Source organism: Streptomyces sp. BL1, from assembly GCF_057628045.1.
In genome coordinates this window covers 7,910,835-7,924,305 of the sequence record NZ_JBXYWZ010000002.1, presented here as the reverse complement: position 1 = coordinate 7,924,305, position 13,471 = coordinate 7,910,835, and the positions used below count along the sequence as shown (strand labels likewise).

General features: G+C 71.6%; 14 protein-coding genes. 7 read left to right on the top strand and 7 right to left on the bottom strand.

Translation table 11 applies throughout. The annotated features are described in order from the left end of the window. Window positions 1–65: 65 nt before the first annotated feature. The 4 genes from AC3AGO_RS35010 to AC3AGO_RS34995 form a co-directional block, all read right to left on the bottom strand. Window positions 66–2,147, bottom strand: coding sequence for an ATP-binding protein (locus tag AC3AGO_RS35010; protein ID WP_487824335.1), 2,082 nt, complete (start codon window positions 2,145–2,147; stop codon window positions 66–68). A gap of 275 nt (window positions 2,148–2,422) precedes the next feature. Continuing rightward, entirely contained in the window at window positions 2,423–2,755 is a 333-nt protein-coding gene (locus AC3AGO_RS35005) for a hypothetical protein (protein WP_487824334.1), read from the bottom strand. 490 nt (window positions 2,756–3,245) lie between these two features. Beyond that, complete coding sequence (locus AC3AGO_RS35000) at window positions 3,246–3,506, bottom strand: hypothetical protein (protein WP_487824333.1); 261 nt, start codon at window positions 3,504–3,506, stop codon at window positions 3,246–3,248. A gap of 232 nt (window positions 3,507–3,738) precedes the next feature. Beyond that, window positions 3,739–3,960: a hypothetical protein gene (locus tag AC3AGO_RS34995; RefSeq protein ID WP_487824332.1), complete on the bottom strand. Its 222-nt coding sequence runs from the start codon at window positions 3,958–3,960 to the stop codon at window positions 3,739–3,741. Window positions 3,961–4,135: 175 nt separating this feature from the next. Here AC3AGO_RS34995 and AC3AGO_RS34990 point away from each other — a divergent pair, with 175 nt between their 5' ends. After that, window positions 4,136–4,600, top strand: coding sequence for a hypothetical protein (locus tag AC3AGO_RS34990; RefSeq protein ID WP_487824331.1), 465 nt, complete (start codon window positions 4,136–4,138; stop codon window positions 4,598–4,600). 113 nt (window positions 4,601–4,713) lie between these two features. Here AC3AGO_RS34990 and AC3AGO_RS34985 read toward each other — a convergent pair whose 3' ends face one another. Further along, window positions 4,714–5,499: an SDR family oxidoreductase gene (locus AC3AGO_RS34985; protein ID WP_487824330.1), complete on the bottom strand. Its 786-nt coding sequence runs from the start codon at window positions 5,497–5,499 to the stop codon at window positions 4,714–4,716. 393 nt (window positions 5,500–5,892) lie between these two features. On the opposite strand from AC3AGO_RS34985, the gene AC3AGO_RS34980 reads away from it, so the two are divergent. Continuing rightward, window positions 5,893–6,387, top strand: coding sequence for a hypothetical protein (locus tag AC3AGO_RS34980; protein ID WP_487824329.1), 495 nt, complete (start codon window positions 5,893–5,895; stop codon window positions 6,385–6,387). A gap of 36 nt (window positions 6,388–6,423) precedes the next feature. On the opposite strand, the gene AC3AGO_RS34975 is transcribed toward AC3AGO_RS34980, so the two are convergent. Then, window positions 6,424–6,939 (bottom strand): metallophosphoesterase family protein, encoded by a 516-nt coding sequence (locus AC3AGO_RS34975; protein WP_487824328.1) that lies wholly within the window; start codon window positions 6,937–6,939, stop codon window positions 6,424–6,426. Between the two features lie 195 nt (window positions 6,940–7,134). Continuing rightward, complete coding sequence (locus AC3AGO_RS34970) at window positions 7,135–8,340, bottom strand: PucR family transcriptional regulator (RefSeq protein ID WP_487824327.1); 1,206 nt, start codon at window positions 8,338–8,340, stop codon at window positions 7,135–7,137. Between the two features lie 191 nt (window positions 8,341–8,531). On the opposite strand from AC3AGO_RS34970, the gene AC3AGO_RS34965 reads away from it, so the two are divergent. From AC3AGO_RS34965 to AC3AGO_RS34945, 5 genes are read left to right on the top strand one after another with little or no spacing between them, the layout of a single operon-like run. After that, the gene (locus AC3AGO_RS34965) at window positions 8,532–9,320 is read left to right on the top strand and encodes an ABC transporter ATP-binding protein (protein WP_487824326.1); all 789 of its coding nucleotides are present in this window, start codon (window positions 8,532–8,534) and stop codon (window positions 9,318–9,320) included. Between the two features lie 32 nt (window positions 9,321–9,352). Beyond that, window positions 9,353–10,144 (top strand): ABC transporter ATP-binding protein, encoded by a 792-nt coding sequence (locus AC3AGO_RS34960; protein ID WP_487824915.1) that lies wholly within the window; start codon window positions 9,353–9,355, stop codon window positions 10,142–10,144. Beyond that, entirely contained in the window at window positions 10,141–11,031 is an 891-nt protein-coding gene (locus AC3AGO_RS34955; RefSeq protein ID WP_487824325.1) for a branched-chain amino acid ABC transporter permease, read from the top strand. The genes AC3AGO_RS34960 and AC3AGO_RS34955 overlap by 4 nt, the downstream gene beginning before the upstream one ends. Beyond that, window positions 11,024–12,139 (top strand): branched-chain amino acid ABC transporter permease, encoded by a 1,116-nt coding sequence (locus AC3AGO_RS34950; protein ID WP_487824324.1) that lies wholly within the window; start codon window positions 11,024–11,026, stop codon window positions 12,137–12,139. Before AC3AGO_RS34955 ends, AC3AGO_RS34950 begins: the two co-directional genes overlap by 8 nt. Further along, window positions 12,139–13,428 (top strand): ABC transporter substrate-binding protein, encoded by a 1,290-nt coding sequence (locus AC3AGO_RS34945; RefSeq protein WP_487824323.1) that lies wholly within the window; start codon window positions 12,139–12,141, stop codon window positions 13,426–13,428. The genes AC3AGO_RS34950 and AC3AGO_RS34945 overlap by 1 nt, the downstream gene beginning before the upstream one ends. Window positions 13,429–13,471: the final 43 nt, after the last annotated feature.

The following is a 13,471-nucleotide window of genomic DNA, read 5'->3' as shown; positions in this document are numbered from 1 at the left end:
TGCGACGCGGCCGGGCGGCTTCTCGCGACAGCGGCGGCGTGCACGGGGTCCGGCGTACGGGAGGACTATCGCGTGTGCAGCGCGTAGGCGATGCCCTCGTCGACGGACTTCTCCAGGCCTGTGCGGTGGGCCGCGTCGTAGGCGTGGTGTCCGAGGGCGTCGCGGAGTCGGTGTTCGCAGGCCTGGCGGGCCGCGACGAGTTCCCGAGAGGTCATCTGCGCGCGGCCGCACTCGCACCAGAGGGTGTCCGCGGTACCGAGCAGCTGTGCGGCCTGCTCCGGGTCGGCCGCGGCGACGGCCTGGGCCAGTGCGTCGATGGTCAGCGCGGCCCCCAAGGGGTCACGCAGCAGCCACCTGATCCTGACGGCGTCGCGGGCGTACCGGGTGGCCCCGGCCGTGTCCCCGACGGCCAGCGCGGCTGCGGACAGGAAGTAGAGGGCGTAGCCGCGCAGCCACTGCTCGTCGAGCCGTTCACACTCTTCGAGGAGGATTGCGGCCGCCGTGCCGGTCCGGGCGAAGTCTCCCCGGTGGAGATGGGCCAACGGCACAGCGGCGAGGATCAGGAGCCGGACAGTGACGGAGCCACCGCCGCAGTCGGGCGAGCGGGCCGTCTCCCTGAGGAGGGCGAATGCCTGTGCCGCCCGGCCGGTCAGCGTCAGGTGCACCCCGGTGAGCCAGAGCGCGGCCGCGGTCGCCGCCGGGTCGCCGAGTCGGTCCGCGAGCGACGTGCAGGCGGTCTCCCGTACGGAACCGGCGTCGAGGTCACCTTGTAGACAGGCCACGTAGCCGCAGGCCCACTGGGCCCAGAAATGCTCCGGGGCCGGGTCCGCGTCCGGCGCGGTGTCCGGGGCCGTTGCGAGGGCCGCTTCCAGGTAGTGGCGGCCTTCGCGGTGGAAGCCGCAGGCGATCCAGAAGAACCACAGGTTGCCCGTCATCTCCAGCGAGCAGCGCGGGTCCGGGCCGGCGAGGCAACACTCCAGCGCGGTACGGAGGTTGGCGTGTTCAGCGGTGCAACGCTCGTACCAGGCCACCTGCTCTGGGCCGATCCACTCGCGGTTGCCGGTCAGCGCGAGCCAGCGGTAGTAGTCGCGGTGCCGGAGCTCCAACGCGGGCTCCTCACCGAGCCTGCACAGCCATTCGCGGCCGTACTCACGCACCGTGTCCAGCATCGAATACCGGGGCCCGCGCGGGCTGTCGGTCCGCTGCAGGACCGACTTGTCCGCCAAGGCCGACAGCAGCCCTGGCACCTCCTCCGCACTCATCGGTCCCCCGGAGCAGACGCAGGCCGCCGCTTCCTGCTCGCAGCCGCCGGCGAAGACCGATAACCGGGCCCACAACAGCCGCTCCAGCGGGGCGCACAGCTCGTGGCTCCAGCCGATCGTGGTGCGCAGCGCCCGGTGCCGTGGCTCCCCCTCGCCCTCGTCACCGTCGGAGGACGCGAGCGTCTCGAAGCGGGCCCGAAGGCGTGTGGAGAGCCCGGCCAGGTGCATCTCGGGAAGCCGCGCGGCAGCCAACTCCACGGCGAGCGGGATGCCTTCCAGGCGCGCGCAGATCTCGGACACCTCCGCGCCGTTCCGCGCCGTGACGGCGCCGGGTGCCGCGTCGGCGGCGCGCTCCATGAACAGCACCACCGCCTCGGGGAGTTGCTCCCGATGGGTGTTCCCCGTCGCGGTGACGGGCAGCGGCGGCACGGTCAGCACCTGCTCGCCCGGGGCTGCCAGCGGGCGGCGGCTCGTGGCCAGCACGCGTACTCCGGGCGCCGCGGCCAGCAGCTCCTGTACGAGGCCGGCGCAGGCGGCTGCCAGATGTTCGCAGCAGTCCAGGATCAGCAACAGCCGCCTGTCCGCCAGCCATTCGGCCACCACTTCGCTCGCGGGCCGGGTGGACTGGTCGACCAGCCGAAGGGCTTTGTACAGGGCGAGTGCCAGTGTCGTCCCGTCGCGCACAGGGGAGAGTTCGACCAGCCACACTCCGTCGGGGAAGGCCGGTGACAGCTGGGCCCCGACGTGCTGTGCGAGGCGGGTCTTGCCCACTCCGCCCACCCCGGTCAGGGTCACCAGCCGTTCCTCGTCCAAGTGGTGCGCAATGCGCAGGAGTTCGTCCCGGCGCCCCACGAAACTCGTCGACTCGGGCGTCAGATTCCCCACCGCCCGGCTCTGCCCGGCTACCTCCACGGTGGCCCCCATCCCGTCCCCGGACCGCTGCCCCTGCCCGGCCCGAGTCCCCCGAGGACTCCACGCTACTCAGCAACCGGGAGGGCGGACAGCCGCTCACAACCCGGGCATGCGCCCCACCCGCGCCACCGCATGGAGAGGTCAGCCGGGAGTGCCGGCTTCGGGACCGGTACCTTCCTCCCCCTCGCACGGCGGAGATCCGAGCTGCACCGTACGGTGGTGCGGCCGCCGGATGGCGGAACGCGTCCTCAGCCCGGCCACATCTCCCTGGCGGGGGCCATCGCCCAGCTCCACGTGGCGGACTCGTCGAGCTCGGCCTTGAGGACCTGGTCCTCGTCGCTGTCTCGCGCCCGCTCGCGGGCCATGCCGATCTGCGCCAGCAGCGCGAGGTGGAAATCCTCCGGCAGGGACGTGCCGCCCTCGGTGCTCCTGTGGGCCAGCACGACGGTTTCCTGCGAGCCGATCGCGCCGCCGGAAAGCCGTTCGGAAGTGGCGCTCATCCAACTGATCGTGTCGACCCGCACCAGGCTGCTCTCGTGGTGATGGGTCGGGCTCTGGCACAGCACCCAGATGTCAGCCATCCGTACCTCCCGTTGCCGGCCGTCTTCTCATGTCCCGCCACAGTCGGTCCCGGCGGCTCCGAAGGCATCGAACACGCCGGGCGACGCCCCGTGAGCGTACCGGCAACGAGGTCCACTCAGGAGTGGGCGGCGGCCCCGACCCTCCGGAGGCCGGCCGCGGCGGGATTCGGCCGGGGTCGCGAGAGGTGCCCTGTCACGCCCCCGAACGGCACTCCGTGGCACAGCGCGCTCTGCCACTTCCATTGTCGCAAAACATGCTGGACATCGGCGGATGCGCTCGAAGGGCAGCGGGAGTTGGCGCGACGGACTTCCCACCCGGGGCATCACGCCGCGGCTACGGGGCGGCTCGATGTCGGTGCCGCGGTGCCGCACAGCGACGCCAGTGCCGCACGCCTGCGCGGCACTGGCGGGCCACTGCTGGAGGGCCAACACGAGGGGCTGCGGGTCCCGTTCGGGGTCGCGCAGCCGGCCTCGCGGGCCGGTACGGGCGCTACTTCCGGGGGCCGCGGCTGCTCGCGTCGCGCTGACGGACAGGGGCCACGGGCTCCGGCGTCTCCTCGGGTTCGGGGCTCTCGTCGAAGGCGACGTCGGCGAAGTCCGGTGCCCGGAAGACGTCCGCGGAAACGGGCGGCGTGTCCTCCGCGGCGTGGTTCACGACCGCTTCGGGTGCGGAGAACAGCGTGCTGTTGTCGATGACACAACTCCCTGAGGGATGAAAAGCGTTGAAGGAGAAGGCTACGTGCTCCGGCACCCCGCGATGTCGCACCTCAGAGCCCGGCGCGGATCGCCGGACCCCGACGCGGTACGCGGAACGGTCCCGTAAGGGAGCGCGCGTCGGTCCGGGCGCCGAGTGGTGGGAACCCCGCTCCGGCGCGCGAGCGGGACCGGTACGCCTCCGTAGTCCATGCGCACGGCATGGCACGCAGGTCACGTCGCTGCCCCGGTCGCTGGGCGCGGCAGCGAGAACGCGTGTCAGAGCTCGATCAGAGTGCGGTCATCTTGCTGAACGGGCTGATGATCCGCTGCCGGAAGGTGCCGAAGTCGACGAGGACGGCGTCCTCGCCCTCCAGTGAGACGACGCGGCCGAGGCCGTGCGTATCGTGAGTCACGCGGTCACCTACTGCGAAATGCTTGACCGGCGGCGCAGCAGGGGTGTGGAAGGGACTGGTGGCCAGGGTGCGCCGGGAACCGGCTCGCTTCGTCATTGCTTCCAGTATGCGCCTTCTTCGGGCCGACCGGTGCCCAGCCGCCATGAGAACCGGGCGGGAACGACCTTTTTCGGTGCGGCGCGATGAGTCACGGCGACCGCCGGGGTCCTCATTGAGCAGGCCCGTCTTCCCCTTTCCGCCGGAGCGGGCCGTCCGAGGAGAGGAGAGCGCCATGAGGCAGCCGACGCCCCATTCCGCACTGCGCCGCCTGGACGTACTCGTGGGCGCGTGGGACATGTGGGCCATGGGCGGGGAGGCCGGGCCCGTACGGACGGAGTTCGCCTGGCAGGAGGGCGGCGTGTTCCTCGTCCAGCGTGCCGACGTGACTCCCGGCTCCACGATCCCCGCCGAATGGGGCCCGCACGTACCGTTCCCGACCGTCACCCTCACCGGATACGACGACACGGCCGACGAGTTCACGACGCTCTACGCCGACGGGCGTGGCGTCGCCCGCGTGTACCGCACCAGCGTCGACAACGGCGTCTGGCGCCAATGGCGCGCGGCCCCCGGCTTCCACCAGCGCTTCACCGGCACCTTCGGCGAGGACAACGACGCCCTGACAGGCGGCTGGGAACGCTCGGCAGACGGCGAGAAATGGCTGACCGACTTCGACGTCACGTACGTCCGCGTGGGGTGACGGGCCCTGCGGGGCGAGGCCGCCCGGGGCCGGCCTCCCCGGGCGGCAGACGCACCAGCTCCGGCCCGACGTCGGCGCGGACGACGTCGCGCGTACGGCTGCTGCGTGCCGGGTCAGTACTTCTCGGACTGGCCGCCGTCGATGGGGACGGTCGTGGCGTTGATGAAGGCGGCGTGGTCGGAGAGGAGGAACGCGACCAGGTGGCCGACCTCTTCCGGCTTGCCGAAGCGCTTCATCGGGTTGACGCTGACGAATTCCTGCCCCGCCGCTTCCCAGTTGTCGGGGTCGAGCTGCTTGAGGGAGCCCTCGACCATCGGGGTCATGATGGCGCCGGGCGCGATGGCCTTGACGGAGACGCCGAACTGCCCGTACTCGATACCGGAGTTGCGGGTGAGGCCGACGACGCCGTGCTTGGCGGCCGCGTAGCCGGACTGGTTGCCGATGCCGCGGATACCGCCGACGGAGGCGGTGTTGACCACGGTGCCGGCGCCCTGTGCGCGCAGGACCGGGAGGACGTGCTGGAGGCCGAGGAACACGCCGCGCAGGTTGATCGACACGACTCGGTCGAATTCCTGGGTGCCGTAGTCCTCGGTCAGGTTCTGCTTGCCCTCGATGCCGGCGTTGTTGAAGAAGCAGTCGATGCGGCCGTACGCCTCGGTGGTACGGGCGACGTAGCGCTCGACATCGGCCTCGTCCGTGACGTCGGCGACGATGCGGACGACCTCCGTACCGGGTGCGGCCTTCTCGACCTCGGCCGCGGTCCCGGCGAGCCCGGCCTCGCTGATGTCCACCAGGGCGAGCTTCGCGCCCTCGGCCGCGACCTGCACCGCGGCTGCCCGGCCCAGTCCCGAGCCGCCGCCGGTGATGAGCACCACCTTGCCCTCGAACCTGTCCTCCACGACCTGCCTCCACAACCAACCGGAATGAACTGATCCGCGCACGAGATTACTCACGATCACGGCCAGGAGCGCGGGCACACTCTCTCCTTCCAGATCCCGGGTCAGGGGCAGAAACGCGCGGGCGCCCGGTCGGTGATGCCGGTCATGGGCCCGCCGTTTCCCAACCACCGGGCGGGCGTGACGCGTTCACGCATTCGCGGCGTCGGATGTGTTCCTTCCGCGGGCTCGGCGGGAATTTTACGGGGGACGAGTTCTTCGTCGGGTTCTTTCACTCGGTGGATTTGCCGAGCCGGTGGGTGTGCGGGGTCGGCGTGTGTGGAGAGGGATGTGGTGCGGGTGAAGCAACGGGGAGTCAGATCAGACGGCTGGCGGAGATTCAGGATTCCGCTGGCCGTGGCGACGGGTATGTGCCTGCTGGTGACGCCGTTCGCGGTGGGCGACACCTTCGGCGGGGAGTCGACGCAGCGGGATGCGACACCGCACAAGCAGGCCGCCGCGCCGGAGAAGCGGGCTGCGGCGCCGGAGAAGCCCGTCTCGGTGCAGACGTTCCCGGGAACCGACGCGGACGGTGACCCGTCGCGGAATTCGGTCTGCCCGATCGATGTGGACGGCAATCGCGGTTACCGGATCTGCGAATTCCAGTACTTCCGTTACGAGTGGAAGAACGGAAGCCTCGAATATTTCGTGGTCGGCACCGGCTATTCGGTCTGGCACGCGTGGACCGGTTCCGGCGGCTGGAAGGGTCTGGGCGGCAGCGTGCGTCACGAGACGCCCAACGGCACCTGGGACACGGACCCGGCGGGCGTCGCCACGGTCAGCCCCGGACACAACTGCTGGTGGCGGCCGCGCGGCAACGGTGAATGGCCGGGCAGTTGGCGCCTGTGCTGAGCCGTACGCGCTGAATCCCCCGGGACGCGCGGCCGGTCATCTGCTCGGCTGCCGCGGGGGCAGGCGGTGCAGCTGCACCTCGCCGAGGTGGCCCCCGTCGGCTTCGACGGTCATGTAGGTGCAGTACGGCTGGCGTCGCCGGTCCGTCGGCGAGCCGGGGTTGAGCAGCCGCAGCCGGCCGTCGTCCGCGGTGCTGTCCCACGGGATGTGGCTGTGGCCGAAGACGAGGACGTCGAGGTCGGGATACTGCTCTGCGCAGCGTCGCTCGCGTCCCTGGGAGGGGCCGGTCTCGTGGACGACGCCGAAGCGGAGGCCGGCGAGTTCACCGCGGGCCACTTCCGGGAGTCTGGCCCGCAGTTCGGGGCCGTCGTTGTTGCCGTACACGGCGATGAGGCGGTGCGCGCGGGCCTCGAAGAGGTCGAGGGTCGCGGCGTCGACCCAGTCGCCGGCGTGCACGACGACGTCGGCGGCGTCGATCTCGGCGAGGAGCGGGTCGGGCAGCACTTTCGCGCGTTTGGGCAGGTGCGTGTCGGTGGTGAGGAGCAGCCGCATCCGCCCGACGGTAGCCGACGGCGGCACGCGGTTCGGGGTGCCGCACGGAAGGCCGAGGGCTGCTCCCGTACGCGCGCCGGCCCGTACGGGAAGCGCTTCGTAAGCGCGCCGGCCCTCGTACGGGAATCACCCCGTACGCCCCCGTACCCGCGCCCCGCCCCGCCCCGTCCCGTCCCGTCCCGTCCCGTACGGGAGTCAGCCCGTAGCCGACAGCCGATACGCGTCGAGGGCGAGGGTCATCTCGGTCAGGTCGCGGGGGCGGGCGAGTGAGCGTGAGGTGAGCTGTTCGAGGCGGCGCAGGCGGTTGAAGACCGTGTTGCGGTGGCAGTACAGCTGTTTGGCGGCGCGTCCGGCGGAGGCCTCGCAGGCGAGCCACGCCTCCAGGGTCTCCAACAGGACGGCGCGGTCGGCGGGTTCGAGGGCGAGGACCTCGCCGAACACCTCGGTCACCAGAAGCGCGGCGAGTTCGGGGCGGCTGACCACGAGCGCGGTCGGCATGCGCTGGTCGAACCGTACGAGCCCGGTGGTGTCCGGCGGGCAGGCGCGCAGGGCGAGTTCGGCCAGCCGGCGGGCCTGGGCGAGCCGGCCGAGGCCCTGTACGACGGGGCTGATGCCGCCGGGCCCCGGGCAGCGTCCGTCGAGCAACTGGTGCAGGCCGTCGAGGTTCTCGTCGGGTCCGAGGGCGACGACGCCCACTTCGCAGTCGGCGCGCATGCGCCAGACGAAGCGGTAGCCGGGGCGCTGGATCTGCCGGTGGAAGGATTCGCGGCGGTGGTGCCGTTCGGCGCGCAGGGCCACCACCGCGTACGGGCCGCGTTCCGGCAGGTCGAGTCCTGCCGCCGCCCTGCCGACCAGTCCCGGGGTCTCGTCGCCTGCCAGCAACGCGTCAAGCAGTGCCTGGAGTTGCTCGTCCGTGCGCCAGCGCAGTTCCTTCTCGGCCGCGCGGTAGGCCTCGGACGCGGCGGCGGCCTGTGCGTCGACGGCCGACCAGACCATGGTCGCCGAGCGCATCAGTACGTTCAGGTTCTCCGGGCCGCGACGTACGACGCCTTCCACGAGGGCGTCCCACACGAGGTAGCCGGCGTTGCGGTAGGCGTGCACGAGCAGGTCGAGCGGGAGTCCCTGCAGGGCTCTGCGGCGGCCCAACTCCTCGGCGTGGCGCAGGTCGTGGCGCGGTGCGTCCCGGGGCGCGGAGATCGTTTCGATGCCGACCCGCATCGCCTGTTCGGCTTCCTGCAGCTGTTCGTCGTGGGTGAGCACCTGGCGGTAGACCGGCGAGTGTCCGGCCAGTTCCCGTACGTGGGTGTCGACCAGGTCCGGTACCTCGTCCAGCAGTGCCGTGCAGGCCTCCCCGAGAAGTTTCCAGTCGTGCCCGGTCCTTCGTGGTCTGCGCTTGGTCATGGACCCCTCCCCTGTGCCGGAGGATGCCATCGCCCGGGCCGTTCGGCAGGGCTCTGACGCCGGACGTTGGTCCGGTGCACAACGGGTGCGTGTGCCTGCTGGTCCCCGGCAGCGTTTCGGCCGCACCGCGTGGACCGGGGCCCCGCGCGGTGCTGGGGTGAGCGCCACACGACGACTGGGAGGCGCTCAGGGTGGCTGGATCCGGACTGGTGGTACGGGACGTGTCGGTCGGCTACGGCCCCGTACGCGCTCTGCGACAGGTGTCACTGGAGGTGCCCGAGGGCGCCGTGGTCACTGTCCTGGGCGGGAACGGGGCCGGCAAGTCGACGCTGCTGCGGGCCCTTTCGCGCACGCTCTCCTTCCACGGCGGTGCCGTCACCGGCGGCAGTGTCACCTTCGGCGGGCGTCCGCTGGAGCGGCCGGTGGCCGCCGGGGTGTGTCATGTGCCGGAGGGGCGGCGGGTGTTCGCGCGGATGACGGTGGCGGACAATCTGCGGGCCGGGGCGCTCGGCGCCCGGGGGCCGCGTTCCGGCAGGGCGGCGGCGCTGGAGCGGGTGCACCGGCTGTTCCCCGTACTGGCCGAACGCGCCCACCAGCACGCCGGGTTGCTCTCCGGCGGCGAGCAGCAGATGCTCGCGCTGGGCCGGGCGCTGATGGCCGGGCCCCGGCTGCTGCTCCTCGACGAGCCCTCTCTCGGTCTCGCCCCGCTGATGGCGGCGCGCATCGCGCGGACCATTCAGGAGATCAACGCGGAGGGCACCTCGGTGCTGCTCGTCGAGCAGAACGCGGCGCTCGCCCTGCGTCTGGCGTCCCGCGCGTACGTCCTGGAAGTCGGTGAAGTCGCCCTCGCGGGGCCCGCATCCGAGCTGGCCGCCTCCGACGAGGTGCGCCGCCGCTATCTGGGCGCGGTCGACGAGGACGCGGCGGCCGAGAGCGTCGAGGCGCTGCCCGCGTTACCGCGCTGGGGAGGCCACCGGTGAACCCGCAGGACGCCCTCCCACCCGCGCCCGAAGTGCCGGCCGTCACGCCCGGCGTCGAGCCTCTGCACGTACGGGAGGTGACCGTACGGTTCGCCGGGCTCACCGCGCTGGACGCCGTCAGCTTCAGCGTGCTGCCGGGCACCGTGCACGCCCTCATCGGGCCCAACGGCGCCGGAAAATCGACCTGTTTCAACGTACTGACCGGCGTCTACCGGGCCACGAGCGGCAGCATCCACTACGGCGGGCGCGAGCTGACCGGCCTGCCGCCGCACCGCATCGCACAGCGCGGCGTCGCCCGTACCTTCCAGGAGCTGGCGCTCGCCCCGCGCACGACCGTCGCCGACAGTCTGATGCTGGGGCGCCACCGGCTCACTCGCTCCGGGTTCGCCGCCACCGGACTGCGGCTGCCCCGCGCGGCGCGCGAGGAGCGCAGGCACCGCGAACGGGTGCGGGAGATCGCCGAGTTCGTCGGCCTGGAGAAGCAGCTCGACACTCCGACGGGGGCGCTGCCGTACGGGCAGTTGAAGCTCGCGGAACTCGCCCGCGCCCTCTGCCTCGAACCCGGGCTGCTGCTGCTCGACGAGCCGGTGGCCGGCATGACCGCCGAGGAGCGCCGCCGTACCGCGGCCGTGATCGCCGGGGTCCGCGACAGTCTCGGCATCTCGATCCTGCTGGTGGAACACGACATGGGGGTGGTCATGCGGCTCGCGGACACGGTCACGGTGCTCGACTTCGGGCGCCTGATCGCCGACGGCACTCCGCGCGACGTGCAGAGCGATCCGGACGTCGTACGCGCCTACCTGGGCGAGGAGGCCGCGTCGTGAGCACCTTCGCCGAACTGCTCCTCAACGGCGTCTCGTTGGGCTCCGTGTACGCGCTGATCGCGCTCGGCTTCGTCGTCATCTTCCGGGCCACCGAGGTCGTGAACTTCGCGCACGCCTCGCTGCTCCTCGCGGGCGGCTACCTCATCGCCTCGCTCCACGACGACATCGGCTTCTGGCCCGCGCTCCTCGTCGGCATCGGCGGTGCGGCGGCGGTCGGCGCGGCCGTGGAGTTCCTGGTGATGCGCCGCTACAAGGGCAGCAACCACAGCGTGCTGGCCATCGCCACCATCGGCGTCGACATCCTCCTCACCACGGAACTCACCCGCCGGCTGGGCACCGACGTACTCGCTCTCGGCGACCCGTGGGGCGACGCGGTGCTGACGGTGGGTCAAGTGTCCGTACCGCATACGCAGATCGCCGCCTTCGTGGCCGCCGCGCTGCTCATCGGGACGTTCCTGCTCGCCTTCCGCTTCACCTCGTGGGGCGTGGCGATGCGGGCCGCCGCCGAGAGCCCGGAGACGGCCGCGCTCATGGGCGTACGGCTGGGGCGGGTGTCGCTCAGCGCGTGGGCGGTGGCGGGCGGACTGGCCGCCGTGGCCGCGCTGTTCCTCACGGTCTTCCCCACGCCCGGGCTGGAACGTGCCACGTCGCTGGCCGCTTTGAAGGCGTTCCCCGCGGCGATCCTAGGCGGTCTCGACTCCACGACGGGCGCGCTCGCCGGGGGGCTGATCGTCGGCATCACCGAGTCCCTCGCCACCGGATACCAGAGCGATCTGACCTTCCTGGGGCGCGGACTCGGCGATCTCGCCCCGTACTTGGTGATGCTGGCCGTCCTCCTCGTCCGGCCCGCCGGTCTCTTCGGCATGAGGGAGCCGGCCCGTGTCTGACAACCGCGCACACCCCGCCGCGCTCCTCACCTCCCCGCTCCGCCGCCGCTTCGGCAAGCGGCTGCGCCGGCCCGCCGCGTACATCTGGATCGCGGGTGCCGTACTGCTGCTCGCGCTGCCCTTCTACCTGGACCGCTTCTGGCTCCAGGCCGGGCTGTTCGCGATGGCGGCCGCGATCGGCGCGATCGGCCTCAACCTGCTCACCGGATCCGCGGGCCAACTCTCCCTGGGACACGCGTTCTTCCTCGCGGTCGGCGCGTACGGCTACTGCGTCCTCGCGGGCGACAGCGAGGAGGGCCTCACCGGACTCGGCCTGCCCACGTGGCTGGCCGCGGTGCTCGCGGTGCTGCTGTCCGGGCTCGCGGGCGGCCTGTTCAGCCCGATCGCAGGGCGGCTGCGCGGCGCGTACCTGGGCATCGCCACCCTCGCACTCATCTTCATCGGCCAGCACGTGCTGTTCAACGCGCGCGATCTGACCGGCGGCTTCAACGGGCGCGACGTACCACCGCTGAGCCTGTTCGGGCTCACCTTCGACGACAGCGAACTCGTCGTCGCCGCCGTGCCGTTCGGGGCCTCCGAGAAACTCTGGTACGCCGGACTCGTCCTGCTCCTGGGCTGCGCCCTGTTCGCCCGGGGTGTGCTCCGGGGCCGCCCCGGACGCGCCCTGAACGCCATCCGGGACCACCGCATCGCTGCGGGCGTCATCGGCGTACCGGTCGCCCGCTACCGGGCCGGCGTGTTCGTCCTGTCCTCCATGTACGCAGGGCTGGCGGGCGTGTTGCTCGCGCTGGCCTTCCAGCGGACCGTGCCCGACTACTTCGGCATGGTCCTGTCCCTCGAATACCTCGCCATGATCGTCATCGGCGGGCTGGGCTCGGTCGCGGGAGCGGTGGCCGGAGCGGCCTTCGTCTCCCTGCTGCCCCAGCTCCTGACCCGCTACAGCGACGCGCTGCCGCTGGTCGCCGACCCCGGCTCCGGCGGGGTCACACCGGGTGAGGCGTCCCGGTACCTGTACGGCGCCGCCGTGGTGGCGGTGGTGCTCTTCCTGCCCGGCGGCCTCACCGGCCTCGCCGCCCGGCGCTTCAGGCCAACTCCACGGGAGAAATGATGAGTCCACTGGGATCCACCCCACGCACGCGCCCCTCCAGGACACCGGCGGCGCTCGCACTGGCCGCCGCCCTCGTCCTCACCGGGGCGCTGAGCGGATGCAGCTCCAAGGCCGAGGACGACAAGGGCGGAGGGGGCGCGGGAGGCGTCAAGACCGGCGAGGGTGTCACGGCCGAGACCATCACCCTCGGCGCCCTCACCGACATGACCGGCGTCTACGCGACCCTCGGCAAGAGCATCACCCAGGCGCAGCAGCTGTACGTGAAGCAGGTCAACGCCGAGGGCGGCGTCTGCGGCCGCAAGCTCGCTCTCACCGTCCGCGACCACGGTTACGACCCGCAGAAGGCAGTCGCCGCGTACACCGAACTGGAGCCGGACGTACTGGGCTTCGCGCAGTTCATCGGCTCGCCGTTCGTCGCCGCCGTCAAGCAGCGCATCGAGAGCGACAAGGCCCTCGTCCTCCCGCAGGCGTGGTCGGCCGACCTGCTCGGCAGCCCGTACATCCGCGTCATCGGCTCCACGTACGACTACGAGACGATCAACGCGATCGACTTCCTCATGAAGGAGAAGGGGCTCAAGAAGGGCGACAAGCTCGGGCACGTCTACTTCGAGGGCGACTACGGCGAGAACGCCCTCCAGGGCTCGCGCCACATGGCGACGAAGGCCGGCGTCAGCGTCGTCGAGCAGAAGATCAAGCCGACCGACAACGACATGACAGCGCAGGTCGCGGCCCTGAAGAAGGCCGGAGTCAAGGCCGTCGTCCTCAGCGCGGGACCGCGCCAGGCGGCCTCGCTGGTGGGCGTGGCGGCGGCCGGCAAGTTCGACGTCCCCATCATCGGCAACAACTCCGCCTTCTCCCCGCAGCTCCTCGCCACCCAGGCGGGCCCGGCCCTCACGAAGAACTACTGGGTCGCCTCCCCCTCCCTGCCCATCGGCGCCGACACCCCGGCCGCGAAGAAGCTCGTGAAGGACTACCGGGCCGCGTACCCGAAGTCGTCCCTCGACAACGGCGTCGTCGCCGGCCGCACCGCGGCCTCCGTCTTCACCGAGGCACTCAAGCAGGCCTGCAAGGACAAGGACCTCACGAGGGAGGGCGTCGACAAGGCGCTGCTGAAGCTCGACGCGTACGACAACGGCTTCGGCATCACACAGGACTTCACCGACCCGGAGACCTCCTCCTCCACGGAGAGCGTCATCCAGCAGCCGTCCAAGTCGGCCACCGGCGGCATGACAACGGTCCGCGCCCCGGGCGCGGCCCCCGCGACCAAGGGCTACACACCGGGCGGCTAGACCACCTTGAGCCCGTCACTCGGGGCCGCTTACGCGAGGCCGC